Origin of the sequence: Zoogloea sp. (genome assembly GCF_041908905.1) — a bacterium.
Taxonomy (GTDB): domain Bacteria; phylum Pseudomonadota; class Gammaproteobacteria; order Burkholderiales; family Rhodocyclaceae; genus Zoogloea.
Map to the genome: position 1 here is coordinate 129,095 of NZ_JAYREK010000002.1, position 24,418 is coordinate 153,512.

At 69.0% G+C, this 24,418-nt stretch carries 22 protein-coding genes; 7 read left to right on the plus strand and 15 right to left on the minus strand.

The features are described from left to right. Positions 1-44: 44 nt before the first annotated feature. The 5 genes from ACE3OU_RS02445 to ACE3OU_RS02465 are packed head-to-tail and all read right to left on the minus strand — an operon-like array spanning position 45 to position 6,285. Positions 45-1,460 carry a sensor histidine kinase gene (locus ACE3OU_RS02445; RefSeq protein WP_374239940.1) on the minus strand — a complete coding sequence of 472 codons (1,416 nt, stop codon included), beginning with the start codon at positions 1,458-1,460 and terminating at the stop codon, positions 45-47. Next, positions 1,444-2,124 carry a response regulator gene (locus ACE3OU_RS02450; protein ID WP_374239941.1) on the minus strand — a complete coding sequence of 227 codons (681 nt, stop codon included), beginning with the start codon at positions 2,122-2,124 and terminating at the stop codon, positions 1,444-1,446. The genes ACE3OU_RS02445 and ACE3OU_RS02450 overlap by 17 nt, the downstream gene beginning before the upstream one ends. Before the next feature lie 9 nt (positions 2,125-2,133). Further along, a complete protein-coding gene (locus tag ACE3OU_RS02455) occupies positions 2,134-2,565 on the minus strand; it encodes a potassium channel family protein (protein WP_374239942.1) in 432 nt (143 codons plus the stop codon). A 7-nt stretch (positions 2,566-2,572) separates the two neighbouring features. After that, on the minus strand, positions 2,573-4,009 hold the full coding sequence (locus tag ACE3OU_RS02460) for an aldehyde dehydrogenase family protein (RefSeq protein ID WP_374239943.1): 1,437 nt from the start codon (positions 4,007-4,009) through the stop codon (positions 2,573-2,575). A 44-nt stretch (positions 4,010-4,053) separates the two neighbouring features. Beyond that, on the minus strand, positions 4,054-6,285 hold the full coding sequence (locus ACE3OU_RS02465; RefSeq protein ID WP_374239944.1) for a UvrD-helicase domain-containing protein: 2,232 nt from the start codon (positions 6,283-6,285) through the stop codon (positions 4,054-4,056). A 373-nt stretch (positions 6,286-6,658) separates the two neighbouring features. Between ACE3OU_RS02465 and ACE3OU_RS02470 the strand changes: the two genes are divergently transcribed. The 4 genes from ACE3OU_RS02470 to secF all read left to right on the plus strand — a co-directional run bounded on the left by ACE3OU_RS02470 (position 6,659) and on the right by secF (position 10,442). After that, positions 6,659-6,985, plus strand: coding sequence for a hypothetical protein (locus ACE3OU_RS02470; RefSeq protein ID WP_374239945.1), 327 nt, complete (start codon positions 6,659-6,661; stop codon positions 6,983-6,985). A gap of 216 nt (positions 6,986-7,201) precedes the next feature. Then, the gene (yajC, locus tag ACE3OU_RS02475) at positions 7,202-7,534 is read left to right on the plus strand and encodes a preprotein translocase subunit YajC (protein WP_374239946.1); all 333 of its coding nucleotides are present in this window, start codon (positions 7,202-7,204) and stop codon (positions 7,532-7,534) included. 80 nt (positions 7,535-7,614) lie between these two features. Continuing rightward, positions 7,615-9,474, plus strand: a complete 1,860-nt coding sequence (gene secD, locus ACE3OU_RS02480; RefSeq protein ID WP_374239947.1) for a protein translocase subunit SecD — start codon at positions 7,615-7,617, stop codon at positions 9,472-9,474. A 35-nt stretch (positions 9,475-9,509) separates the two neighbouring features. After that, positions 9,510-10,442, plus strand: a complete 933-nt coding sequence (gene secF / locus ACE3OU_RS02485) for a protein translocase subunit SecF (RefSeq protein WP_374239948.1) — start codon at positions 9,510-9,512, stop codon at positions 10,440-10,442. A gap of 68 nt (positions 10,443-10,510) precedes the next feature. Here secF and ACE3OU_RS02490 read toward each other — a convergent pair whose 3' ends face one another. Together ACE3OU_RS02490 and guaB are read right to left on the minus strand one after the other, a co-directional pair. After that, complete coding sequence (locus tag ACE3OU_RS02490; protein ID WP_374239949.1) at positions 10,511-11,218, minus strand: ABC transporter ATP-binding protein; 708 nt, start codon at positions 11,216-11,218, stop codon at positions 10,511-10,513. 144 nt (positions 11,219-11,362) lie between these two features. After that, a complete protein-coding gene (gene guaB, locus ACE3OU_RS02495; protein WP_374239950.1) occupies positions 11,363-12,823 on the minus strand; it encodes an IMP dehydrogenase in 1,461 nt (486 codons plus the stop codon). An 81-nt stretch (positions 12,824-12,904) separates the two neighbouring features. On the opposite strand from guaB, the gene ACE3OU_RS02500 reads away from it, so the two are divergent. Beyond that, the gene (locus ACE3OU_RS02500) at positions 12,905-13,363 is read left to right on the plus strand and encodes a DUF4124 domain-containing protein (protein ID WP_374239951.1); all 459 of its coding nucleotides are present in this window, start codon (positions 12,905-12,907) and stop codon (positions 13,361-13,363) included. Between the two features lie 55 nt (positions 13,364-13,418). Here the strand turns inward: ACE3OU_RS02500 and ACE3OU_RS02505 are convergent, their stop codons facing one another. Both ACE3OU_RS02505 and ACE3OU_RS02510 read right to left on the minus strand, forming a co-directional pair. Further along, positions 13,419-13,748, minus strand: a complete 330-nt coding sequence (locus ACE3OU_RS02505; RefSeq protein ID WP_374239952.1) for an RnfH family protein — start codon at positions 13,746-13,748, stop codon at positions 13,419-13,421. A 1-nt stretch (position 13,749) separates the two neighbouring features. Further along, on the minus strand, positions 13,750-14,190 hold the full coding sequence (locus tag ACE3OU_RS02510; RefSeq protein ID WP_374239953.1) for a type II toxin-antitoxin system RatA family toxin: 441 nt from the start codon (positions 14,188-14,190) through the stop codon (positions 13,750-13,752). Between the two features lie 67 nt (positions 14,191-14,257). Between ACE3OU_RS02510 and smpB the strand changes: the two genes are divergently transcribed. After that, entirely contained in the window at positions 14,258-14,704 is a 447-nt protein-coding gene (smpB, locus tag ACE3OU_RS02515; RefSeq protein WP_374239954.1) for an SsrA-binding protein SmpB, read from the plus strand. A gap of 35 nt (positions 14,705-14,739) precedes the next feature. Here smpB and ACE3OU_RS02520 read toward each other — a convergent pair whose 3' ends face one another. The 3 genes from ACE3OU_RS02520 to ACE3OU_RS02530 form a co-directional block, all read right to left on the minus strand. After that, entirely contained in the window at positions 14,740-15,690 is a 951-nt protein-coding gene (locus ACE3OU_RS02520; protein ID WP_374239955.1) for a hypothetical protein, read from the minus strand. A gap of 151 nt (positions 15,691-15,841) precedes the next feature. After that, positions 15,842-16,135 carry a 4a-hydroxytetrahydrobiopterin dehydratase gene (locus ACE3OU_RS02525; protein ID WP_374239956.1) on the minus strand — a complete coding sequence of 98 codons (294 nt, stop codon included), beginning with the start codon at positions 16,133-16,135 and terminating at the stop codon, positions 15,842-15,844. Positions 16,136-16,146: 11 nt separating this feature from the next. Then, complete coding sequence (locus ACE3OU_RS02530; protein WP_374239957.1) at positions 16,147-19,863, minus strand: DUF748 domain-containing protein; 3,717 nt, start codon at positions 19,861-19,863, stop codon at positions 16,147-16,149. 178 nt (positions 19,864-20,041) lie between these two features. Here ACE3OU_RS02530 and ACE3OU_RS02535 point away from each other — a divergent pair, with 178 nt between their 5' ends. Further along, on the plus strand, positions 20,042-21,274 hold the full coding sequence (locus ACE3OU_RS02535; RefSeq protein ID WP_374239958.1) for an NAD(P)/FAD-dependent oxidoreductase: 1,233 nt from the start codon (positions 20,042-20,044) through the stop codon (positions 21,272-21,274). A gap of 15 nt (positions 21,275-21,289) precedes the next feature. On the opposite strand, the gene ACE3OU_RS02540 is transcribed toward ACE3OU_RS02535, so the two are convergent. From ACE3OU_RS02540 to ACE3OU_RS02550, 3 genes are all read right to left on the minus strand, one after another. Then, complete coding sequence (locus ACE3OU_RS02540; protein WP_374239959.1) at positions 21,290-21,733, minus strand: c-type cytochrome; 444 nt, start codon at positions 21,731-21,733, stop codon at positions 21,290-21,292. A 31-nt stretch (positions 21,734-21,764) separates the two neighbouring features. Continuing rightward, the gene (locus tag ACE3OU_RS02545; RefSeq protein WP_374239960.1) at positions 21,765-22,349 is read right to left on the minus strand and encodes a pentapeptide repeat-containing protein; all 585 of its coding nucleotides are present in this window, start codon (positions 22,347-22,349) and stop codon (positions 21,765-21,767) included. A gap of 125 nt (positions 22,350-22,474) precedes the next feature. After that, positions 22,475-24,343 (minus strand): methanol/ethanol family PQQ-dependent dehydrogenase, encoded by a 1,869-nt coding sequence (locus ACE3OU_RS02550; protein WP_374239961.1) that lies wholly within the window; start codon positions 24,341-24,343, stop codon positions 22,475-22,477. Positions 24,344-24,418: the final 75 nt, after the last annotated feature.

A 24,418-nucleotide genomic window follows, 5' to 3' on the forward strand; every position in this document is an offset into this window, starting at 1 on the left:
CACACGATGGAATGCCGCCGAACTTAGGGCCCGCGACCCTTCAATTACCTGACAGCCGCGTCCCGGTCGCGGGACGGGGCCCCGCCCCGGGGCGGGAAGGACACCCGCACGCATGTGCCGGCGCCCCCCGGCCCGCTGCCGATGATGACCTGGGCGCCGTGGCGGACCGCCACCTCGCGGACGATGGCGAGCCCCAGACCGCTCCCCTCCGCCGCGGTGCCGACGACCCGGTAGAAACGCTCGAAGACCTTGTCGCGCTCGGCCTCCGGAATGCCCGGCCCGTCGTCCTCGACCTCGATGAAGGCGACACCCTCGACGCTGCCGCAACGCACCGTCACGTGGCCGCCCGCCGGGGTGTAGGTGATCGCGTTGTCGACCAGGTTGGCGAGCATCTCGCGGAGCATCCAGCGCGACCCGACGAGGCTCGCCGGCGCGCTGTCGAAGCCCAGGTCGACGCCCCTGGCCAGGGCCGCGTCGAGGAGCTCCGAGGCGGTCTCCTCGAGCAGCCCGGCGAGGTCGACCGGGCCGTTCTCGTGAATCAGCGCCCCCTCCGACGACGAGCGCGCCAGCGCCAGCATCTGGTGGGTGAAGTGGGCCAGCCGGCGCACCGACTGCCGCAGCCGCTCGAGGCGCGGGCGGGCCTCGGGGGGCAGGGTGTCGGCGGCCAGGTCGAGCTGGGTCTGCAGGCCGGCCAGGGGCGTGCGCAACTGGTGGGCGGCGTTCGACAGGAACACCTGCTGGGCGTGGCTGGCCCGGCCCAGGTGGGCCATCAGCCTGTTGATGGCGCGCACCAGCGGCCGCGCCTCGCCGGGCACCTCGTCCTCGGCCAGCGGGCCGAAGTCGTCGGCCCCGCGCCCGGCGATGGTGTCGCCCAGCGCGTCGAGGGGCTCGAGGGCCACCCGCACGCCGAAATACACCAGCAGCAGCGCGGCTGCGATCAGCAGCAGGTTGGGCCAGAAGATGGTGATCAGGATGCGCCGGGCGGCGTGGCTGCGCTTGAAGGTGGTCTCGGCGACGATCGCCGTCGCCACCAGGCCCGGGCTCTCGTAGCGGTAGGCGGCGGTGCGGACACGCCGACCGCCCAGCTCCGCATCGCCCAGCTCGGCATGGTTGGGGCGCCGGGGACGGGGCAGCTGCAGGAGTTCCGGGTCGCCGGCGAGCACCTTGGCCTGATCATCGAAGACCACGTACTGCACCTTGTCGAGAGTGTCTGAGCGGAGGATCTCGTCGGCGGCGGGGGGGAGGTCCACCTCGATGTCGAGATCGTCGTCGTCCCGCTCGAGGCGCGTCACCAGCGCCACCACCGTGCCGCTCAGGGCACTGTCGTAGGCCTCGTCGGCGATGCTCACCGCCGAGCGGTAGTCGGCGAACATGCTCAGGCCCAGCAGCACCAGCAGCGGCCACGAGATCAGCGCCACCAGGCGCCGGCGCAGGGTGTGCGCCCTAGCCTGCAGCGGCATCGCCCGCCTCGAGCCGGTAGCCGATGCCCCGCACCGTGCGGATGCCCACGCGGCTGCCGGCCAGCTTGGCGCGCAGCCGGGAGACGTAGATCTCGACAGCGTTGGGGGTGATCTCCTTGTCCCACTGGCTGAGGCTGTCGGCGAGCTTCTGCTTGGCGACCACCCGCGGCACCGCGAGGGCCAGTTGCTCCAGCACATTCCATTCGCGCCCGGTGAGCTCCAGCGCCTCGCCGAGCAGCGTGGCGCGGTGGGCCTGGACGTCCAGCGCCAGCTCGCCGACCTGCAGCATCAGGCTGGCCGCCGCCCGGCTGCGGCGGATCAGCGCCCGCACCCGGGCCAGCAGCTCGGGCAGCAGGAAGGGCTTCAGCAGGTAGTCGTCGCCGCCCGCGTCGAGGCCCCCCACCCGGTCGTCGAGGGCGTCACGGGCGGTGAGGATCAGGATGGGCGTCAAGGTGCCGCGCCGGCGCACCCGGCGGATCAGCTCCAGGCCGTCCATGCCGGGCAGGCCGATATCGACGATGGCGAGGTCGTAGGCCGTGAGGCCGAACGCGCCCTCCGCGGGCTCGGCCGCCCCCAGGTGATCGACCCGGAAACCCTCCCGCTCCAGCGCCTCCACCAGCCCGGCCGCCAGGGTCAGGTCGTCTTCCACCACCAGTACGCGCATCGTGCTCCCCTACTTGCTGTCGTTGCTCCAGAAGCGCTCCATCGCGATGTAGGTGTAGGACGCCGACCAGCCGATCAGGAGCAGCCCGTTGAGGGCCTCGACGCCGGCCAGCAGGCGCAGCGCCCCGCCCGGCACCACGTCGCCGTAGCCGAGGGAGGTGTAGGTTTCGGCCGAGAAATACAGCGACACATCGAGGGAGAAGCGGCCGGCGTCGCCCAGCGTGCCCAGCCCGTCGAAGCGCACCAGCCCGTAGATCGCCAGGGCGTACAGGCCGATCTCGAGCAGGTGGGCGGCAAAGGTGACCAGGATCACGACGATCAGCCGGGCCCGCGGGCGGATCCGCGAATCCGGCAGCCAGACCGCGAGACCGCGCAGGGCCTCGTAGTGGATGATCGTGGTCAGCACCAGCAGGGCCAGGCAGACCAGGGCGACAGTCAGCATGGACGCCTCAGTCGCCCTCGCCGTAGCCGAGCATGGCCTTCACCTCGAGGAACTCCTCGATGCCCCAGGCGCCCCACTCGCGGCCGAGGCCGGACTGCTTGTAGCCGCCGAAGGGCGCCGCCATGTCGATCGGCGCACCGTTGATGTGCACGTTGCCGGTGCGCAGGCGGCGGGCCACCGCGCGGGCGCGGGCCGGGTCGCCGGCGCTCACGTAGCCCGACAGGCCGTAGGGCGTGTCGTTGGCGATCGCCACCGCCTCGTCCTCGTCGCGGTAGGGCAGGATCGACAGCACCGGCCCGAAGATCTCCTCGCGGGCGATGGTCATGGTGTTGCTCACCCGGCTGAAGATGGTCGGCCGCACGAAGAAGCCGCGGGCGATGCCCTCCGGCCGCCCCGCTCCGCCCGTCAGCAGCTTGGCCCCCTCGGCGATGCCGGCCTCGATGAGGCGTTGCACCCGCTCGAACTGGGCGCCATTGGCCAGCGGCCCCATGGTGGTGGCCGCGTCGAGCGGGTCGCCAATGCGGACTTTGCCGAGGGCCGCCACGGCCAGGGCCTCGACCTCGTCGAGCCGGTGGGCGGGCACCAGCATCCGCGACGGCGCGTTGCAGTTCTGACCGCTGTTGAGCATCAGGGTGGTGACGCCCTGGGTGACGGCGCGCGGGAAGTCGGCGTCGTCGAGGATGATGTTGGCCGACTTGCCGCCGAGCTCGAGGGCCACCTTCTTGATGCCCTCGGCGGCGGCCCGCATCACCAGCTGGCCGGCGCGGGTGGAGCCGGTGAAGGACAGCATGTCCACCTCGGGGTGGGTGGTGAGCGGCGCGCCAACCCCCGCACCGTCGCCATTGACGAGGTTGAAGACCCCCGCCGGCACGCCGGCCTCGTGGAGGATCTCGGCCAGGATGATGCCCGACAGGGGCGCCAGCTCGCTGGGCTTGAGGACCATCGTGCAGCCCGCCGCGAGGGCCGGCGCCACCTTGCAGGCCATCTGGTTGGCCGGCCAGTTCCAGGGGGTGATCAGCCCGCACACGCCGACGGGCTCGCGCAGGATGCGGGTGTTGCCCTGGGGCTTCTCGAACACGAAGTCCTGCAACGCCTTGGCCGTGGTGCGGAAATGGAACAGCCCGGAGCCGGCCTGGCCGCTGCCCGCCAGCGCCTTCAGCGGCGCGCCCATCTCGGCGCAGATGGCCTGGGCCATGTCGTCGTAGCGCTTTTTATAGGCCTCGCCGATGCGCACGAAGAGCTCGAGGCGCTCCTCGCGGGTGGTTGCGGCGAAGGCCGGGAAGGCCGCCCGCGCCGCCGCGACGGCCCGCTCCACGTCGGCGGCGGCGCCCATCGCGATGCGGCCGGCGGGCGCCTCGGTGGCCGGGTTGATCACGTCGCGGAAAGCCGGGACGGCGGGCTCCACCCACTGGCCGTCTATATAGAAGCGTTGCTGGTTGCTCATGGTGTCTCCTCCGGTTTGTTATGGTGTTGCGGGTGGGCGGTGGGTCAGGACGCCGGTGTCAGCTTGGCCACCGCCAGCATCAGCCATTTGCTGCCCGCGCCCGCATCGGCAAACTTTACCTGCACCCGGGCGTCGCCACCGCTGCCTTCGGCGGCGATGATGACCCCGTCGCCGAAGCGGGCGTGGGTGACGGCCTGGCCGATCGCGAAGCCGCCGAGATCCCGCGAGCGCTGGGGCGGAGGCGGCGGCATCGACGGCGCGGCGGGCTTGGCGGCGCCCTGGCTGTAATGGCGCGGCGAAGGCTCGGACACGTAGCTGCGCCGCGGGTTGGGCGGAGTCAGCCACTTGGTGAGCGGCTCGGGGATCTCCTCGAGGAAGCGCGAGCGCAGGTTGTAGCGCACCTGGCCATGGAGCATGCGGCTCTGGGCGAAGCTGAGGTAAAGCCGCTGGCGGGCACGGGTGACCGCCACGTACATCAGGCGACGCTCTTCCTCCAGGCCGTCGGCCTCCTGGGTGCTGTTGCCGTGGGGGAACAGCTCCTCCTCGAGGCCCGACAGGAAGACCACGTCGAACTCCAGGCCCTTGGCCGCATGCACGGTCATCAGCTGGACGGCCTCGGCGCCGGCGTCGGCCTGGTGGTCGCCAGCCTCCAGCGACGCATGGGCGAGGAACTCGGCCAGCACACTGCCGGCCTCCGGGGCCGGCTCGCCCGGGGCCGGGCCGGCGCCCACCTCGGCGCTGAAGTTGGCGGCGGCGTTGAGGAGTTCGTCGAGGTTCTCGAGGCGCTCCTGGCCTTCCTTCTCGAGCTGGTAGTGGGCGCGCAGGCCGGACATCTCGATGACGTGGTCCACCATCTCGTGGAGGGGCAGATCCCGGGTTTCGAGGCGCAGGCGCTCGATGAGGGCGACGAACTGGCCGAGGGCCGCCGCCGGCTTGCCGGAGAGGTGCGGCACGGTCTGGTAGAGCGGCGTGTTCCAGACCCGCGCGGCGTCTTGCAGGGCTTCGAGGGAGCGGGCGCCGATGCCGCGGGTCGGGAAGTTGACCACCCGCGTGAAGGCGGTGTCGTCGTCGGGGTTGGCGATCAGGCGCAGGTAGGCCAGCGCGTGCTTGACCTCCTGGCGCTCGAAGAAGCGCAGGCCGCCATACACCCGGTAGGGCACCCCGCTGGAGAACAGCTGGTGCTCCAGCACCCGCGACTGGGCGTTGGAGCGGTACAGCAGCGCGATGTCGGCGCGGCTGGTGCCCTCCCGCACCAGGGACTGGATCTCCTCGACGATCCAGCGCGCCTCGTCGCTGTCGGTGAAGGCCTCATACACGCGGATCGGCTCGCCGGGGCCGCGGTCGGTCCACAGGCTCTTGCCGAGGCGCTTGGTGTTGTGGCCGATCAGGGCGTTGGCGGCGTCGAGGATGTTGCCGTGGGAGCGGTAGTTCTGCTCCAGGCGGATCACGCTCTGCACCCGGAAGTCCCTCTGGAAGTCGATCATGTTGCCGATCTCGGCGCCGCGGAAGCGGTAGATCGACTGGTCGTCGTCACCCACGCAGAACAGGCTCGCCCCGCCCTCGCTGCCGCCGTCGGCCAGCAGCGACAGCCACTTGTATTGCAGACGGTTGGTGTCCTGGAACTCATCCACCAGGATGTGGCGGAAACGGGCCTGGTAATGCCGCCGGATCGGCTCGTTGCGCTCGAGCAATTCGTAGCTGCGGAGCAGAAGCTCGGGGAAATCCACAACTGCCTCGCGCTGGCATTGGGCCTCATACTCGATGTAAAGCTCGACCCGGCGCCGGGTGTAGTCGTCCCAGGCATCGACCGCCGCCGGCCTCAGGCCGGCCTCTTTCTGGGCGTTGATGAAGTGCTGCAGCTCCCGGGGCGGGAATTTCTCGTCGTCGATGTTGAGGGTTTTGAGCAGGCGCTTGATGGCGGCCAGCTGGTCGCCCGAGTCGAGGATCTGGAACAGCTGGGGCAGGCCGGCGTCGCGGTGATGGGCCCGCAGGAAGCGGTTGCACAGGCCGTGGAAGGTGCCGATCCACATCCCCCGGGTGTTGATCGGGAACATCGCCGACAGCCGCGTGAGCATTTCCTTGGCGGCCTTGTTGGTGAAGGTCACCGCCAGGATGCCCTGGGGGCTGCAGTAGCCGTTCTGGATCAGCCAGGCGATCCGCGTGGTGAGCACCCGCGTCTTGCCCGAGCCGGCGCCGGCGAGGATCAGGGCATGCTGGGGCGCCAGCGTCACGGCGGCGAGCTGTTCCGGGTTGAGGTTGTCGAGGAGCTGGGACATGGGGCGGGCGAAGTAGATAAATGTACAGCTGAGCCCGGGATTGTACCGCCCGGAACAACGGCCGGCACCCCCGTCGATGGATGCCGAAACAGATCCAGATCCCGAAATACGGGTCTGCAGAGCAGAACTCTGTAGCATCAAACCAACACACCGTGATCAAATTCCCGAAACAAAATGCAAGACAGCTTGCGGAGCTTGATCCGGTTGCCTACAATTTTGATTGTGCAATGCAACAAACAACCGGGGAACAGTTTTTAACCTTATGTTTTATAAGGTTAATAAATTTTGTGCACATATTGCATCGCACCAATACGGCCGAAGTCGCCGTAGCTGCGTCCCCGCTTGAATGATGCGACCAACAGGAGCAACAGCAATGAAATCGCCCAAACTCTTACCGTGGCAGGCCCGCAAGGCCGGTGTGTCGCTGGAGCGCGCCGAAGCGCTGTGGCGCAAGGCCGTCCGCGAAGCCACCGCCGACACCGGCTGGGTTGGCACCTCCGAATTCTGGGGCGCGGCCGAAGCCCGCTTCCGTGAACTCCTCGACGCCGAGCGCAGCACCCTGTGCGCACCGCAGATCGAAACCTTCGTACGCAGCCAGAGCCGCCTCGGCCTGCTGCCGCTGCTCGCCGCCGAGCAGATGGTCAGCGCGATCTCTGCCAACTGGCAGCGCTTCTGCAACCAGATGAGCAAGGCCGCCTGACACCCTCAGGCCGCCGCCGGCCTCCGGGCCGGCCCAACCGTGTTTTTCTCCCTCCTCTCCTTCGTGGAGATTTGACGGCGTCTGTCGCAAGGCAGACGCCGCTTTTTTTTGTGCGCCGCTGCCCGCCCCGGGCGCGCCCCCAGCCCCCGCGCACGGAAGGCCATCCGCGGCTGCTGTTATACTCCGGGGTTTTTCACCTCCCCTCAGGAGCTCAATGTGCTGATTTCCAACGCCTTTGCCCAGGCCGCCCCGGCCGCCGCGCAGGATCCGATGTCCAGCATCACCGGCATGCTGCCGCTGATCTTCATGTTCGTCGTGCTGTACTTCCTGATGATCCGCCCGCAGATGAAGCGCGCCAAGGAGCACAAGGCCCTGCTCGAAGGCCTGCAGAAGAACGACGAGGTGCTGACCCAGGGCGGCATCGTCGGCAAGGTCGTGTCGCTGAGCGACTCCTACGTCACCGTCGAAGTCGCCGCGAACACCCAGATCATCGTCCAGAAACAGGCCATCGGCGCCGTGCTGCCGAAGGGCACCATCAAGTCGATCTGAACGCCGGAGGCGGCGGGGCCCCGCTCCGCCCGCCGGGCCGCACAGCATCAACGTAGCTTCCCATCCTTTCCGCCCGACCCATGAACCGCTACCCTCTCTGGAAAAACCTCCTCATCGGCCTCGTGCTGCTGTGGGGCCTGATCTACACCCTGCCGAATTTCTACGGGGAGGTGCCCGCCGTCCAGGTCTCCAGCGGCAAGGCCACGCTCAAGCTCGACACCACGACCGCCCTCAAGCGCGTCGAGGAAAGCCTGGCGGCGGCCGGCATCCCGCACGACGGCCTGTTCGCCGACCTCACCAGCGTGCGCGCCCGCTTCCGTGACACCGACACCCAGCTGAAGGCCAAGGACGCCATCGAGAAGGCCTTCAACCCGGACGCCGCCGACCCGTCCTACGTGGTCGCCCTCAACCTGCTGTCGGCCAGCCCCCAGTGGCTCACCAGCATCCACGCGCTGCCCATGTACCTGGGCCTCGACCTGCGCGGCGGCGTGCACTTCCTGCTCCAGGTGGACATGAAGGGCGCCGTCACCAAGCGCCTCGACGCCACCACCGGCGACCTGCGCACCCTGCTGCGCGACAAGAACGTCCGCCACGCCGGCATCAGCCGTGAAGGCGCCAGCGTGGTCATCCGCTTCCGCGACGCCGAGACCCAGGCCCGCGCGAAGAGCGTGATCAGCGCCGGCAACAACGATCTGCAACTCATCGAAGGCCAGGACGGCGCCGACTTCAAGCTCACCGCCACCCTCACTCCGCTGGCCCAGAAGACCATCCAGGAATTCGCCCTCCGCCAGAACATCGGCACCCTGCACAACCGGATCAACGAACTCGGCGTGGCCGAGCCGGTGATCCAGCAGCAGGGCCTCGACCGCATCGTCGTGCAGCTCCCGGGCGTCCAGGACGTGGCCAAGGCCAAGGACATCCTCGGCCGCACCGCGACCCTCGAGATCCGTCTGGTGGACGACACCCCGGGCGCCCTCGAAGGCGCGCTGCAGGGCACCATCCCGCCGGGCACCGAGCTCTACTCCGAGCGCGGCGGCAACCCGCTGCTGGTCAAGAAGCAGGTCGTCCTCACCGGCGAGCGCCTCACCGACGCCCAGCCGGGCTTCGACGGCCAGACCCACGAGCCGGCGGTCCACCTCACCCTCGACGCCGCCGGCGCCCGCATCTTCAAGGACATCACCCGCGAGAACATCAACAAGCGGATGGCCATCCTGCTGATCGAGAAGGGCAAGGGCGAGGTCGTCACCGCCCCGGTGATCCGCAGCGAGATCGGCGGCGGCCGCGTGCAGATCTCCGGCCGCATGAGCTCCGAGGAAGCCACCGACACCGCCCTGCTGCTGCGGGCCGGCTCGCTGGCGGCGCCGATGGAGATCATCGAGGAGCGCACCATCGGCCCCAGCCTCGGCGCCGAGAACATCACCAAGGGCTTCCACTCCACCATGTGGGGCTTCATCGCCATCGCCATCTTCATGTGCGCGTACTACATGCTGTTCGGCTTCGTGTCGGTGGTGGCGCTGGCCTCCAACCTGCTCTTGCTGGTGGCGCTGCTGTCGCTGCTGCAGGCCACCCTGACCCTGCCGGGCATCGCGGCCATCGCGCTGACCCTCGGCATGGCCATCGACGCCAACGTGCTGATCAACGAGCGCATCCGTGAAGAGCTGCGCAACGGCTCCAGCCCCCAGGCGGCGATCGCCACCGGCTACGACCGCGCCTTCGACACCATCCTCGACTCCAACGTCACCACCCTGATCGCCGGCATCGCCCTGCTGGTATTCGGCTCCGGCCCGGTGCGGGGTTTTGCGGTGGTGCACTGCCTCGGCATCCTCACCTCGATGTTCAGCGCGATCCTGGTCTCCCGCGGCCTGGTCAACCTGATCTACGGCAAGAAGCGCAAGCTCGAGAAGCTGGCCATCGGCCAGGTCTGGAAGCCGGGCCTCTGAGGCGCGGCAGCAACGGCACACAACGGACATTCATCATGGAATTCTTCCGGATCCACAAAGACATCCCCTTCATGCGGCACGCGCTGGTGTTCAACGTGATTTCGTTGGTCACCTTCCTGCTCGCGGTGTTCTTCCTGGCCACCAAGGGGCTGCATTTCAGCGTCGAGTTCACCGGCGGCACGCTGATGGAAGTCAGCTACGCCGAGGCCCCGGCCCTCGAGAAGCTGCGCGACGCCCTCGCCAAGGAAGGCTACCAGGACGCCCAGGTGCAGAACTTCGGCAGCTCCCGCGACGTGCTGATCCGCCTGCCCAACCGGGAAGGCATGGAAACCGGCAAGGTCAGCGACAAGGTCATGGCCAGCCTCAACGCCCTCGAGGGCGGCAAGCCCGAGCTGCGCCGGGTCGAGTTCGTCGGCCCGCAGGTCGGCAAGGAGCTCGCCTCCGACGGCGCGATGGCGCTGCTGCTGGTGATCGGCGGCATCGTGGTGTATCTGGCGATGCGCTTCGAGTGGCGCTTCGCGGTGTCGGCGATCATCGCCAACCTCCACGACGTGATCATCATCCTGGGCTTCTTCGCGCTGTTCCAGTGGGAATTCTCGCTGCCGGTGCTGGCCGCCACCCTGGCGGTGCTGGGCTACTCGGTGAATGAATCGGTGGTGGTCTTCGACCGGGTGCGCGAGACCTTCAAGAAGAAGCGCGGCCTGACCACCCCGCAGGTGCTCGACCACGCCATCACCAGCACCATCAGCCGCACCATCATCACCCACGGCTCGACCCAGATCATGGTGCTGTCGATGCTGCTGTTCGGTGGCGAGACGCTGTACTACTTCTCCCTGGCGCTGACCATCGGCATCTGCTTCGGCATCTACTCGTCGGTGCTGGTGGCGAGCCCGCTGGTGATGTGGCTCGGCGTGTCCCGCGAGCAGTTCATCCAGCCCAAGAAGGAAAAGCAGGAGGCCGTCGTCTGACGCGCCCCCCTTGCTGCATCGAAAAGGGCTGCCCGCGGGCAGCCCTTTTTGTTGCGCGTGTCCCGGGCTCAGGCTTCCACCAGCCGCCCCGAGGCGAGCCGCAGGGTGCGCCCGCAGCGGGCCGCCAGCGCGTGGTCGTGGGTCACCAGCACCAGGGTGGTGCCGGACTCGGCGTTCAGTGAGAACATCAGCTCGATCACTGCCTCGCCGGTGGCCACGTCGAGGTTGCCGGTCGGCTCGTCGGCCAGCACCAGCGCCGGCCGCGGCGCGAAAGCCCGCGCCACCGCCACCCGCTGCTGCTCGCCCCCCGACAGCTGGCGCGGATAATGGGCCAGCCGGCCGGCCAGGCCGACCCGCCCGAGCCAGGCTTCGGCCTCCCGGCGCGCGTCGCTGCGGCCGGCGAGCTCCAGGGGCAGCATCACGTTCTCGAGGGCGGTGAGCGCCGGGAGCAGCTGGAAGGACTGGAACACGAAGCCCAGGCAGGTGCCCCGCAGCGCCGCGCGGCCGTCCTCGTCGAGGGCGAACAGATCCTGCCCGCGGATCTTGACCGTGCCACCGCTCGGCGAATCCAGCCCGGCCAGCAGGCCGAGCAGGGTCGACTTGCCGGAGCCGGAGGCCCCGACGATGGCCACCGCCTCGCCGGGGGCGATGGAAAACGAGACATCTTCGAGGATGTGCAGCACGGGCCCGCCGTCGGCCGTCACGCTGCGGCACAGCCGGCTCACTTCGACCACCGGCACGTCGGCCGGCGGAACATCGCTTCGCTGGGTATTCATGGGCATCGGGGAGTTCGGACAGGGAGCGGCATATGGACACCGATTATCGCCCGGCATGGCCATACCCCGGCAAGCCGCCGGACACGCACGATAAAAAAGGCAGCCCGCAGGCTGCCTTTGGATACCGTGCTGCGCGGACGGTGCTCAGTCCACGTGGTAGTTGGGTGCTTCCTTGGTGATCTGCACGTCGTGGACGTGGGATTCACGGATGCCGGCCGAGGTGATCTCGACGAACTCGGCGCGGGTGCGCATCTCGTCGATGGTGGCACACCCCACGTAGCCCATGGAGGCGCGCAGGCCGCCCATAAGCTGGTGGATCACCGCCGTCACCGCGCCCTTGTAGGGCACGCGGCCTTCGATGCCTTCGGGCACCAGCTTGTCCACATTGCCGTCGTTCTCCTGGAAGTAACGGTCGGCGGCGCCCTGCTGCATCGCGCCCAGCGAACCCATGCCGCGGTAGGACTTGTAGGAACGGCCCTGGAACAGCACGGTCTCGCCCGGCGCCTCTTCGGTACCGGCGAACAGGCCGCCCAGCATCACCACGTTGGCACCGGCGACGATGGCCTTGGAGATGTCGCCCGAGTAGCGGATGCCGCCGTCGGCGATCATCGGCACACCGGAGCCCTCGAGGGCGGTGGCGACATTGTCGACCGCGGTGATCTGCGGCACGCCGACGCCCGCCACGATGCGGGTGGTGCAGATCGAGCCGGGGCCGATGCCGACCTTGACGCCGTCGGCGCCGGCATCCACCAGTGCCTTGGCGGCAGCGGCGGTGGCGATGTTGCCGCCGATGACCTCGACCTGCGGGAAGTTCTTCTTGACCCAGCTCACGCGGTCGAGCACGCCCTGGGAGTGGCCATGGGCGGTATCGACGACGATCACGTCGACGCCGGCCTCGGCCAGCAGCGCGGCGCGCTCCTCGGTGCCGGCACCGACGCCGATCGCCGCACCGACGCGCAGGCGGCCGAGGCCGTCCTTGGAGGCGAGCGGGTGCTCGGTGGACTTCATCATGTCCTTGACGGTGATGAGGCCGGCCAGGCCGCCTTCGTCATTGAGCACCAGCACGCGCTCGAGGCGGTGCTTGTGCATCAGCGCGCGGCCTTCTTCGAGGCTGGCGCCTTCGCGCACCGTGACCAGGCGCGACTCGGGCGTCATGATCGCCGAGACGGGCTGGTCGAGATTGGTCTCGAAGCGGGTGTCACGGTTGGTGACGATGCCGATCACCTTGCCGTTATCGACCACCGGCAGGCCGGAGATCTTGTGGGTACGGGTCAGGGTGAGCACCTCGCGGACCGTCATGGTCGGCGGGATGGTGATCGGATCCTTGAGGATGCCCGATTCGAAGCGTTTTACCTTGGCCACTTCGGCCGCCTGCTGCTGGGGGGTCAGGTTCTTGTGAACGATCCCGATCCCGCCTTCCTGCGCGAGCGCAATGGCGAGGCGTGCTTCGGTGACGGTGTCCATGGCTGCGGACACCAGAGGAATATTCAGGGTAATGTTGCGCGTGAGTTTCGTCTGAAGGCTGACGTCGCGCGGGAGAACGCTCGAATGGGCGGGGATGAGAAGGACGTCGTCAAACGTCAGCGCCTTCTGGATCACTCGCATGGCTTTAATCCCTTGAATCAAATCCGTATTATACGTAGCCAGCCGGCTTGCGGCAAAAGCTTTGTCCTGATGGAGCACTCAATGTTGCACAAACTTCCGGCCGTCGTGCTGGCCCTCGTCACCACGGCAGCCTTCGGCCAGGAAATATACAGCTGGAAAGACCCCAGCGGGCGGGTGCATTACTCCGACCTTCCGCCCCCCGAAGCCCAGGCCCGCACCCTGCGCAAGGCGCCGCTGGCACCCACCGCGGGGGCTTCCGAGGGCCGCCAGGGCCCCGCCTCGATCGTCGAGAAGGACCTCGCCTTCAAGAAACGCCGGGCCGCCGCCGCGGAGGCCGAGGAAAAGGCCACCGCCGACCGCGCGACGGCCGACGCCCGCCAGCGGGAATGCTCCGACGCCAGGGCGCAGCTGGTGGCCATGCAGGACGGCCAGCGGGTCACCCGCTTTGCCGAGAACGGCGAGCGCGTGGTGCTCGACGACTCCGAGCACGAAGCCGAGATCGAGCGCCTGCGCGGCTACCTCGCCCGCAACTGCAAATAGGCCCCGCCCGGCGCCGGGCCGGAGTGCCCTGCCCGGCCCTCGCGGGCCCGCCACGTCAGCCGGCCGCGTCCTCGGCGGGGCCGCCGCCCTTCTTCATGACCTTGCCCTCCTCGGCCCGCTTGCGGCGCACGTCCTTCGGGTCGGCGATCAGCGGACGGTAGATCTCGACCCGGTCGCGGTCGCGCAGCACGGTGTCGGCCTTGACCAGCTTGGCGAAGACGCCCAGCTTGTTGGTCTTGGCGATGTCGATCTCGGGGTGCTTCTGGAGCAGGCCGGAGGCCTCGATGGCCCGCTGCACGGTGCTGCCGGCGGGCAGCTTGAGGCGGACGATCTCCTGGCGCTCGCGGAGGGCATAGCAGACTTCCACGTTGATCGAATCGGACATCTCAGGCCTTCCCGCCATAAACCTGCCCGGCACGCTTCACGAAGGAATCGACGAAGGTGCTGGCAATGTGGTTGAACACCGGCCCCACCGCCTTCTCGATGAGGCGGCTGGAGAACTCGTAGTGCAGGTTGAACTCCACCTTGCAGGCCGAATCGCCCAGCGGCGTGAAGGTCCAGGAGCCGTCCAGGTGCGTGAAGGGCCCATCGGTCAGGCGGATCAGCATGTGGGACGGGTAGTGCTTTTCGTTCTCGGTGCTGAAGTGGGACTTGATCCCGTGGTAGTTGATGTGCAGGGTCGCCCGGGTGATCTGCTCGTCGCGGGAGTGCACTTCGCTGCCGCCGCACCAGGGCAGGAACCTGGGGTAGTCTTCGCAGCGGTCGACCAGATCGAACATCTGGGCCGGCGTGAATTCGATCAGTACGATTTTCTTGACGGTTGCCATCGGGGCGCGGTGGGGCTACCGAGCTGTTAAAATCAGCGATTTTACGCGTCCCCACGAGCCTACGCCAATGAGCATCATCGACAACCGCAAGGCCTTCCACGATTATTTCATCGAGGACAAATACGAGGCCGGCCTCGTGCTGCAGGGCTGGGAGGTCAAGGCCATCCGGGCCGGGCGCGCCAACATCAAGGAGAGCTACGTGGTGATCCGCGGCGCCGAGATCTTCATCGTCGGCATGCACATCACCGCGCTGGAGTCCGCGTCCACCCACGTCAGCCCCGACCCGACCCGCACCCGCAAGCTGCTGCTCCACGCCGAGGAGATCGCCAAGCTGATCGGCAAGGTCGAGCGGGCCGGCTACGCGCTGGTGCCCCTCGACCTCCATTACACCAAGGGCCGCATCAAGATCAGCGTCGGCCTCGCCAAGGGCAAGAAGCAGTTCGACAAGCGCGAAACCGAGAAGGAACGCGACTGGGAGCGCGAAAAGGCCCGCCTGATCCGCTCCAAGGGCTGAGGCCCGCGGATCGGACGCCAGGACGGACGGGGCGTTCAGGGGTAGTCGGGGCCGGCCTCGATCTCACCCAGCGCCCACTCGAGGTGCAGGCGCTCCAGCGCATCCACCGGCTGGCAGGCGGCGGCCTCGGCGCACAGGGCGTGGGTGCGGCCCGTGCGGGCGCCATCGAGCACCAGCAGCGACGCGTGGGCGTACTCGGCGAGCACCAGCGCCGACTGGGCATGCAGCGTCCGCGCCACCTCGAAGTGGTCAACCACCGCCTCCCGGCGCACGCCGTAGGTGAGCCCGCCCACCACCACACCAACCTTGTCGATCACCTCGGCGTTGTAAACCCCCAGCGCCACGTGGGCCGCCGCGTGGCCGGACTCCAGCTGCAGGGCCCGGTGCAGGCTCTCGCGCACCTTGCTGCCGAGCCCCTGGGAGAGCGCCTTCACCACCGACAGATGCTGGCTGTAGCGCACCAGCGCGGCACCGTGGGCGTACCAGGCGTTGGCCCAGTTGGGCGCCAGCCGGACCAGCGCCGCGGCGGAATCCACCGCCTCGCGCAGGATCGTGATGCGTTGCTGCGGATCTTCCTCCAGGTGGCGCGCATAGACGGTGGCGGCCCGCACGGCCACCACACCTCCCACCGGCCCGGCCGCCAGCCCACGATCGACTGCGTCGGCAAAATCACCCGCATGAAAGCTGCGCCAGGCCTCCTCGACCTGCACGGCAAGCCCGTCGGGATCGGCGGCGTGGGGCTCGAGGGCGGGGTTGGCCCGCAACAGCTCGACGAGGTTCTCCGCCGTGGGATAGGGCTCCCGGTCGGCCCGGTGGAGGCGGCACCAGTTGCTGAGCAGCGCGGTGCCACCGTAGCGGTAGACCCGGTCGCCATAGGGAAAGCGCTTCCAGGCAGGGCGTGGCGGGGCGTGCTCGCCCGCGACGGACTCCTTTGCGCCGTGGCGCGCGCGGCGCAAGGCCCCTTGCCAGTCAAAGGTCAGATGCATCTGCAGTGTTCTCCCTCGGACAGCCGGCCGGTTTTTGGTCGTTCCGGCGGAGCCGGACGCAGTGGCAGGTCTGTTACCGGCAGATAATGCCGGTGCAGCCAAGCTTAGCACCGTCGCCGGAGACGCGCATGGCGCAGTGCGGCGTAAGCCCTCAGCGCGCCGCCTCGTCCATGAAGCGGGCCAGCGCGATGTCGCGCCCGGTGACGCCGCCGGCGTCGTGGGTGGTGAGCACCACCTCGACCCGGCCATAAACATTGCGCCAGTCCGGGTGGTGGTCGAGCCGCTCGGCCATCAGCGCCACCCGGCCCATCCAGCCGAAGGCGGCGTTGAAGTCCGCAAAGCGGAAGGTCTTGCCGATCGCCCGCCCGCCGGGCAGCGGCGCCCAGCCCGGCAGTTCGGCCAGGGCCGCGGCGAGCCGGGATTCATCGAACAGCTCGGGATGCATGGCGTCCTCCCTCAACGCAGCGAGAAATCGACACGGCTGACCCGGGCCTTGGGCTGCTTGCCGTCGTCGCCCTCATGGGTGGACAGCAGGAAGACCCGCTCCGCCGGCACCTGCCCCTTGTCGAGCAGCCAGCTCTTGACCGCCTGGGCGCGCTGGGCGCCGAGCAGGCGCACGTCCTCGTCGCCGACCTTGGTGTTGGCGAGGATCAGCTTCTCCATCTCGGACACCGGCAGCTCCTTGGCGAGGCCGATCACGTTGCGCGGTTTCGGAAACTTCTCGTCCTTGTACACGCGAGTCAGCAGCGCCGGATATTCGGCGGGCGACACCGTCACGCGGCCGTCGTCGGCGAGGGATTCGCCCTTCTTCGCCATGTCCTTGACCTTCAACGCCTCGACCTTGCCGAGCAGCATGGCCCGGCCGAGGCCCTCGCGGTCGGTGGCCGGATCGACGCGGCCGGCGATCTCGAGCTTGAGGCCCGGCTTGTCGGCCATCACCCTGGCGATCGACCTGAGCTTGTCCTCGCTCCCCGGCCCGAGGCGGGCAAAGCCGGGCTCGAAGTCCAGCCAGGCGAGCTCCTCGGCGTTGCCGCCGAAGATCGAGCCCAAGAGCGCGAAGGGCGAGGTGAGGGCCTTGCCGATCAGATTGACGATCACCTTGACCACGATGCCGCCGACGCTGAACTGCGGGTCGTCGAGGGAGCCGCCGACCGGCAGGTCGAGGTCGATCTCGCCGCGGCTGTTCTTGAGCAGCGACACCGCCAGCAGCACCGGCAGCTTGAGGGCGCTCGGGCTGTCCACCTTGTCGCCGAAGGTCAGCTGGTCGAGGAAGACCTGGTTGGTGGCGCTGAGCTTGCGGTCCTCGATCTTGTAGCCGAGCTGGGCCGACAGCTTGCCCTTCTCGATGCCGTAGCCCACGTACTTGGCGGCGTAGGTGGACACGCTGGAGAGCTCGAAATCCTTCACGGAGGCGCGGATGTCGAGCGCCCGGTCCTGCCGGAAGGGGTTGAGCCGGCCGACCACCTCGACCGGCGCCGCATTGTCCACCCTGCCGCGCAGGTCGAGCTCGGCGATGGTGTCCGGGTCGGACGACAGGCCGGTGAGCCGGCCACCCATGCCGGTGAGGTTGGCGTCGTAGTTGGGCTTGATGAAGCGGTCGCTGTAGGCGATGTTGCCGCCCTGCAGGGTGATGCGCTTGATGTGGATCGGCGGGGGTGGCTCGGCCTTCGCGACGGCCTGGGCACCCGCCTTGTCGGACGGCTTGGCGGGCACGGCCCCGCCGGCCTTCACCGCGTCGGCCGCGGCCTTGGCCTCGTTGGCGCGCTGGGCGGTGATCTCGCGGATATTGAGGCCGCCCTGGGCGTCGAGGATCAGCCGGGTGTAGAAATCGGTCAGCGCGATGTCGTCGATGCTCACCGCCAGCGGCGCCAGGCGCAGATCCACGCCGCCGAAGTACAGCGACTTCCACTTGAGGAAGTCGGTGGCGTTGAGCTTGTCCACCGAGGCGAAGTCGCCCAGGGTCAGGTTGCCCTTGAAGCTGGCCCGGGGACCACCGGCGGGCGGCAGCTCGAAGGCCAGCTTGCCGCGGGAGGTGAGCTTGCCGCGGGTGATCGCGATCTTCACCTGCTCGGTGACGTAGGGCTGCAGCATCGTGATGTCGACGGCCTTGAGGTCCACGTCGAGGTTGCCCGCCAGCGGCGCGACGCCCAGCGCCCCCCGGATGCCGAACTGGCCGCGCTTGTTGATGCCGGCCTGCAGGTCGACCCGGGCCTTGCTGCCCTTGGCCGTCGACAGGCCCTCGACCCGCAGCGTGAGCGGCTCGGCGTTGAAGACGATGGCCGGCGCCAGCGTGCGATCCTCGACGCGCAGGCCCCAGTCGTCCAGCGCCACGCGCTTCACCTCGACATGCCACGGCGGGGCGGCATCGGCGGGCCTGGCGGCGTGCTTCACCGCGGGCCCGCGGCTCGTCTCGGCCTTGCCCCGCGGCTTCGCGGCGGGTTTGCCGTCGCCGGCCAGGCGCTGGGCATTGAAGACGCCGTCGGCGGCGCGGATCAGCACCACACGGGTCGCCTTGCCGTTCACCTGGCCGACGGTGAGCTTGCGGGCCGCGGTGTCCACGTCGGTGTCACGCAGCTCGAGCAGGCCCAGGCGGACGAGATCGGTCTTCTCGCCCTTGAGGCGCAGGCCGAGGCCCTTCAGGGCGAGGCTTTCGGCCTTCAGCCTGACCTTCGGGCCGGCGGCCTCCTGCACGAAATCGTAGGCGACACGCCCATCCACCCTGCCCGACAGCAGCTCGGCCTCCTTCATCGCCGCGGCGAGGTAGAGCTTGTGGGCGGGCAGTGCCAGCCCGGTGAGCTCGAGCTGACCGGCGGCCTTGAGGGGCGCGAGGCCCAGGCTGCCCTTATGGACGAGCTTCTCGCCGGCATCGGTGGCGAAGGCGACATCGAGCTCGGCGGGCGCCGTGGCCGGCAACGCGAGCTTGCGCAGCGAGACGTCGAGATCCTGAAGGGTCTTGTGGAAGGCCCCGGCGGCGAGCTGGTCGGTGAAGTCGATGCGCCCGCCGGCAATCTTGAACTCGCCGAGCTGGAGGGCCAGCGCCGGAGCCTTCGCCTCGGCCTGAGCGCCGGCCTGGGGGGCCCCCGTGTCGTCCGCCTTGCCGGACGACGGCGCGGCGGGCTGCGGTGCCGGCCTGGGGACCAGCGACAGCAGGCTGATCCGCCCTTCCCGGTCGCGGCCCACGGTCACCTCGGGCTTGTCGAGCGTCACGCTGGCGATGTCCACCTCCCTGGCGAGGGGCGCCAGCCGGTTGATCGCCACCTTGAGCGAGGGCAGCTTGATGGCCGGCGCACCATCGGCGTGCTGGATCTCGACCCCGTCGAGGCCCACGCCGCCCTTGAGGGTGAGGGCCGGCGCCCCCTCGGGCGGCTGGGTGAAGCTGGCCTGCAGGTCGGACGACAGCCGCGCGCCGGGCAGGCGGAAGGTTTTCTCGACGGGCACGTAGGCCAGGAAGCGGGTCAGGTCGAAGCCGTCGAACTTGAGGTCGACCACCGACTCCCGGTCCGCCGCGAAGGGCCTGGCCTTGCCGCGGATCTCGAAGGGCGCGCCATTGATCTTCATCGCCAGCAGCGGCTCGACGAAGGTCTCGACCTGGGACGGCAGGTTGGAGACGAAGGGCACGCCCAGCGCCAGGTCGGCGACCACGTGCTTCTGCCCGGCGGGCCGGTCGTCGAACTCGATGCGGCCCTGCTCGATGCGGATGTTATGCACCGCGAAGTGGCTCTTGCTGCCGTCGTCGGGCTTGGCGAGCATCTCGTCGATCACGTCGGACCAGTTGTAGCGCCGGCCCTCCAGCCGCACCACGCTCACCAGCGGCTCGACCAGCCTCACCTCCTCCACCACCGCCCCGCCGCGGAAGACCGACTCCAGCGACACGTTGGCGTACAGCGAGGTGAAGCCCAGCGCCGTCGCCCCGCCCTCCCGCTCCAGCACGCGCAGGCCGCGCACCTCGGCCGACAGGGCGTAGGGGTTGATCGACAGGCCCTCGATGCTCACCGGCCGGTGCAGCAGCTCCGAGAGCTGGCGCTCGGCCAGGGATTTCACCAGCGGCGGCGCCACCAGAAAGCCCGCCACGCCCACCAGGGCCACCGCCCCGGCGGCCCACAGGGCGCGGCGTCGCCAGCGCTGGCCCGAGGTCTTCTCCGGCGGGCCGCCGGGCGGGGTCGTCTGATTCATCTTGCGTGTCCTCTGTTCTGTGCGCCGTGGGCGCCGCCGCCTGTGGCGGCCATAATCCATATGGCTGAAGCCTAGCAGGCCACCGCGGGGCTGAGAATGCCGTTCTGCGCGGGGTTTGCCGTAACGCAAGCCAGCGTCTATCCTCCGCGGCCGCTTTGACTACTTTTTACAACGCCCCATGAGCGCTCCCGCCTCCGCTGCCGCCCCCCGCCACTTCGACGTGATCGTGATCGGAGCCGGCGCCGCCGGCATGATGTGCGCGGCGCGGGCCGGCCAGCGCGGGCGCCGCGTGCTGATCCTCGACCACGCCGGCAAGCTCGCCGAGAAGATCCGCATCTCCGGCGGCGGACGGTGCAACTTCACCAACCTGGACGTGGGCATCGGCAACTACCTGTCGCGCAACCCCCAGTTCTGCCGCTCGGCCCTCAGCCGCTACACCCCGGGGCATTTCATCGAGCTGGTGAACCGCCACGGCATCGCCTGGCACGAGCGGGAGCACGGCCAGCTGTTCTGCGACGACTCGGCCCAGGACATCATCGACATGCTGCGCGCCGAATGCGAGGATGGCCAGGTGAGCTGGGCGATGCCCTGCACGCTGGAGCACGTCGAGCGGGGCGAAGGCGACGAGGCCCGCTTCCTGCTCGCCACCAGCCATGGACGCTTCAGCTGCCAGAGCCTGGTGGTCGCCACCGGCGGGCTGGCGATCCCCAAGATCGGCGCCTCGCCGCTGGGTTACAGGATCGCAGAACAGTTCGGCCTGCCGGTAGTGGCGCCGCGGCCGGCGCTGGTGCCGCTGACCCTGCCGCCCGACGAGCTGGCGATCTACAAGGAGCTCGCCGGGATGGCCTTCGACGCGGTGGCCGAGTGCGGCGCCGGGCATTTCCGCGAGAACCTGCTGTTCACCCACCGCGGGCTGTCGGGGCCGGTGATCCTGCAGGTGTCGTCCTACTGGCAGGCGCGGGATTACGGTGGCGACGACGGCGGCCGCCGCATCACCATCAACCTCTTCCCGGCCGAGGATGTGCGCCAGTGGCTGGCCGGACACGCCCGCAGCAAGGCGCTGCTCGGCAACCTTCTGGCCGAGCGCCTGCCGCGCCGCTTCGCCCACGCCTGGTGCGACGCCCGCGAATGGAACCGCCCGACCAACCAGTTCAGCGCCCGGGAACTCGACGCCGTCGCCACCGTCCTCGCCGGCTGGCAGATCAGCCCCGACGGCACCCTCGGCTACGCCAAGGCGGAGGTCACCCTGGGCGGCGTGGACACCCGCGCGCTGTCGTCGAAGACCATGGAAGCCCGCGACGTGCCGGGCCTCTACTTCATTGGCGAGGTGATGGACGTCACCGGCCACCTGGGCGGCTACAACTTCCAGTGGGCCTGGGCCTCGGGGCACGCCGCCGGGCTGGCAGTGTGAGGGGGCACGGGCGCGTCAGCGGCCGGTGGCGCGGCTTTCGATGAAGACCTGGATCGCCCAGGCCAGCTCCTGGGACAGCACGCCCTGCCAGGGCGGCATGTGGGTGACGCCGAGGATGACCTTGCCCTGGCGCACGGTCTTCGCAAAATAGGCGTCGTTATCGGCCTGGCAGCGCGCCTTGAGCGTCGGGTCGGCGATGCGCCGGCAGCCGCGGTCGAGATTGCGCAGATCGGGCGCCGGGGCGGCGTTGGTGCTGGCATCGCCCCCGTGGCAGCGGGCGCAGGCCTGATTGTAGGCTTCGCGACCGATGGCCACGGCCTCGGCGGCGGCGGCCTGATGACGGTAGGGGTTGGCGGCCAGCCAACTGGCGCCGAGGGGCGGCAGGCTGCCAGCCTGCACGTCGGGGGCAACGGCGACCTCCTGCGCAGCCAGAGGCTGCACAGTCAGGGCGAGGAACAAGGATCCGAGCAATAAATGGCGCATGGCGGCCTCACCAGTCGGTCGGGCAGCCGGTGCAGCCCTCGAAGTCCGCTTCCTGAAAGACCGCGAAGCGGCGGTAGCTGCCGCTGAGGTCGGCGTCGCGCAGATTGACCGAGAACATTTTGGCCTCCTGGAGGTTGGCATCGACGAGCCGCGCGCCGCGGAACCAGGCGTAGTTGAGCTTGGCCGCCTCAAGGTTGGCGCCGCTGAGGTCGGCCTGGCTGAAGTCGGCCCGGAACAGCCGGGCGAACTCGAGGTCGGCACCCACCAATCGAGCGCCGCGGAACGTGGCGGTGGGGGCCGCGGCCTTGTTGAGGCGGGCGGCGGTGAGGTCGGCGCCGTCAAAGTTGGCACCGGCCAGGTTGGCGCCACGCAGGTCGACGCGGGCCATGCGTGCTCCGGAGAAATCCGCCCCGGCCAGGTTCCTGCCCGCGAGCTTGGCGTGGCGCAGGTCGGCGCCGGCGCAGCGGGTGTGGGGCCACAGGCCGCAGCCGTCGATGACCGGCGGGTCGCCGGCCTCGTCGGCGAAAGCCGGCAGCGCCTGCAGCAGCAAGGCAAGGATGGCGGGAGTGGCGGATCTGGCGATTCTACGCATCGTCGGCAAACCTCCGCGGGGAGCACGCTTTAAAAGGAAGCGGGACCGGAATCCATGCAACCGGCCCCGCGAGTGGCCGCCAAGGGCGGGGGAAGGTCGCCCCCGGCGGAAGGAGATCGAAACGCTCAGTTCTTTGCCACCTTGGGCAGCTTGAACACCCACATCGAGGCGCCCTGGGTGACCTGCTTGGTCAGGTCGGCCATGTCGCCACCCCACAGAGGCACCGCGCCGCCGTAGCCCGACTGGATGCCGATGTACTGCTCGCCATCCATCTCCCAGGTGATCGGCACCGAGACCACGCCGGAGCCAGTCTGGAACTTCCACAGCTCCTTGCCGTTCCTGGCGTCGAAGGCCTTCACGTAGCCGTCGGAGGTGCCGGTGAACACCAGCCCGCCGGCGGTGGTGAGGGTGCCAGCCCACAGGGGGAACTTCTCCTTGTGCTCCCAGGCGATCTTGCCGGTCTTCGGATCCATCGCCCGCAGGGTGCCCACGTGATCGTCGAACAGGCGCTTGATGCGGAAGCCCTGCCCCAGGTAGGCCGAGCCGGCCTTGTAGGTGAGCTTCTCGGTCCAGTAGTCCATCGCCCAGTGGTTGGCCGGGATGTAGAACAGCTCGGTCTGCGGGCTGTAGCTCATCGGCATCCAGTTGGTGCCCCCCAGGAAGGGCGGCGAGACGAAGATCGACTCGCCCTTCTCGGCGCCGGGCTTGGGCTGCGGCGGGCGCTGGCCGTCCACCTCGATGGGCTTCCCGGTCTTCACGTCGAAGCCCTTGGCCCAGGTGATACCGTCCACGAAGGGCCAGGCGCCGATCAGCGAGGTGGGCTTGTTGGGGTAGCCGGCGCCGGTGGCGAGCTTCTCGCGGTCGGTCACGAAGAAGAAGCCATTGCGGTCGGCGTGGGCCGAGGCCTTCACCAGCTTGCCGGTCTTCGGGTCCTTGTATTCGAAGAGCACCACCGAGTTGTTGCCCGAGAAGTCCCAGGCATCGTTGGGGGTGTGCTGGTAGAAGCCCTTCAGCTCGCCGGTGGCGGCGTCCACGTAGGCCTGGCCCGAGGTGAACAGGCTGTCCCAGTTGCGCGGGTCGTCGCCTTCCTTGGTGCGGTGCCAGGTGTTCCACGGCGCGGGGTTGCCGGCGCCGATCACCACCATGTTGCGGTCCACGTCGTAGCTGGCGGTCTGCCAGGGCGCACCGCCGCCGTGGTGCCAGGCCTCGACCAGCTTGCCGTCCTTGTCGCGGGGCCACGAGGGGGCGGCGGGGTCGCCGCTGGGGGTGCTGTCCTTGCCGTTCAGGCGGCCCATGTGGCCTTCCACCAGCGGGCGAGCCCAGACCTCCTCGCCGGTGTCCGGGTCGCGGGCAAACAGCCAGCCGACCACGCCGAACTCGTCGCCCGACGAGCCATGCACCAGCAGCACCTTGCCGCTCTGCTGGTCTTTCACCACGAAGGGCGCGCCAGTCATGGTGTAGCCGATCTTGTGGTCGCCGAACTTCTTCTTCCACACCACCTTGCCGGTGTCCTTGTTGAGGGCCACGATGCTGGCGTCCAGCGTGCCGAAGAAGATCTTGTCGCCGTAGATCGCCGGGCCGCGGTTGACCACGTCGCAGCACGGGCGGATGTCGTCCGGCAGGCGGGCCTCGTATTCCCACAGGCGCTTGCCGCTGCGGGCATCGATGGCAAAGATGCGCGAGTACGAACTGGTGGCGTAGATCACCCCATCGTGCACCAGGGCCTGCCCCTCCTGGCCACGTTGTTTTTCGCCGCCGAACGAGAAGCTCCAGGCCGGCACCAGGTTGGCCACGTTGCGGGTATTCACCTTGGCGAGCGTGCTGTGGCGCTGGGCCTTTAGGCCGAGGCCGTAGGAGAGCACGTCCTGGGGCGTTTTGTCGTCGTTGAGCAGGTCTTCCCAGCTCACCGTCTTGCCAGCGTGGGCCGAGGTGGCGCAGGTGGCGGCCACCAGCACGGCGAGCAGGGCCGGGCGGGGGAATAGGGTCTTCTTCATGTGTCCTTGTCTCCTAGATAGCATTTTTTCTGGCGGGCCGGTGGAACCCCGAAGGCCTGCAGCCAGTTTATGAAG

Bases quoted from the DNA above. Each gene is read 5' to 3' on its own strand.
- ACE3OU_RS02490 (WP_374239949.1), bottom strand. From the start codon at position 11,218: ATGAATACCCAGCGAAGCGATGTTCCGCCGGCCGACGTGCCGGTGGTC.
- smpB (WP_374239954.1), top strand. From the start codon at position 14,258: ATGAGCATCATCGACAACCGCAAGGCCTTCCACGATTATTTCATCGAG.
- ACE3OU_RS02470 (WP_374239945.1), top strand. From the start codon at position 6,659: ATGAAATCGCCCAAACTCTTACCGTGGCAGGCCCGCAAGGCCGGTGTG.
- ACE3OU_RS02445 (WP_374239940.1), bottom strand. From the start codon at position 1,460: ATGCCGCTGCAGGCTAGGGCGCACACCCTGCGCCGGCGCCTGGTGGCG.
- ACE3OU_RS02535 (WP_374239958.1), top strand. From the start codon at position 20,042: ATGAGCGCTCCCGCCTCCGCTGCCGCCCCCCGCCACTTCGACGTGATC.
- ACE3OU_RS02545 (WP_374239960.1), bottom strand. From the start codon at position 22,349: ATGCGTAGAATCGCCAGATCCGCCACTCCCGCCATCCTTGCCTTGCTG.
- ACE3OU_RS02530 (WP_374239957.1), bottom strand. From the start codon at position 19,863: ATGAATCAGACGACCCCGCCCGGCGGCCCGCCGGAGAAGACCTCGGGC.
- ACE3OU_RS02465 (WP_374239944.1), bottom strand. From the start codon at position 6,285: ATGTCCCAGCTCCTCGACAACCTCAACCCGGAACAGCTCGCCGCCGTG.
- ACE3OU_RS02450 (WP_374239941.1), bottom strand. From the start codon at position 2,124: ATGCGCGTACTGGTGGTGGAAGACGACCTGACCCTGGCGGCCGGGCTG.
- ACE3OU_RS02510 (WP_374239953.1), bottom strand. From the start codon at position 14,190: ATGGCAACCGTCAAGAAAATCGTACTGATCGAATTCACGCCGGCCCAG.
- secD (WP_374239947.1), top strand. From the start codon at position 7,615: ATGAACCGCTACCCTCTCTGGAAAAACCTCCTCATCGGCCTCGTGCTG.
- ACE3OU_RS02505 (WP_374239952.1), bottom strand. From the start codon at position 13,748: ATGTCCGATTCGATCAACGTGGAAGTCTGCTATGCCCTCCGCGAGCGC.
- ACE3OU_RS02520 (WP_374239955.1), bottom strand. From the start codon at position 15,690: ATGCATCTGACCTTTGACTGGCAAGGGGCCTTGCGCCGCGCGCGCCAC.
- guaB (WP_374239950.1), bottom strand. From the start codon at position 12,823: ATGCGAGTGATCCAGAAGGCGCTGACGTTTGACGACGTCCTTCTCATC.
- ACE3OU_RS02460 (WP_374239943.1), bottom strand. From the start codon at position 4,009: ATGAGCAACCAGCAACGCTTCTATATAGACGGCCAGTGGGTGGAGCCC.
- ACE3OU_RS02500 (WP_374239951.1), top strand. From the start codon at position 12,905: ATGTTGCACAAACTTCCGGCCGTCGTGCTGGCCCTCGTCACCACGGCA.
- secF (WP_374239948.1), top strand. From the start codon at position 9,510: ATGGAATTCTTCCGGATCCACAAAGACATCCCCTTCATGCGGCACGCG.
- ACE3OU_RS02525 (WP_374239956.1), bottom strand. From the start codon at position 16,135: ATGCATCCCGAGCTGTTCGATGAATCCCGGCTCGCCGCGGCCCTGGCC.
- ACE3OU_RS02550 (WP_374239961.1), bottom strand. From the start codon at position 24,343: ATGAAGAAGACCCTATTCCCCCGCCCGGCCCTGCTCGCCGTGCTGGTG.
- ACE3OU_RS02455 (WP_374239942.1), bottom strand. From the start codon at position 2,565: ATGCTGACTGTCGCCCTGGTCTGCCTGGCCCTGCTGGTGCTGACCACG.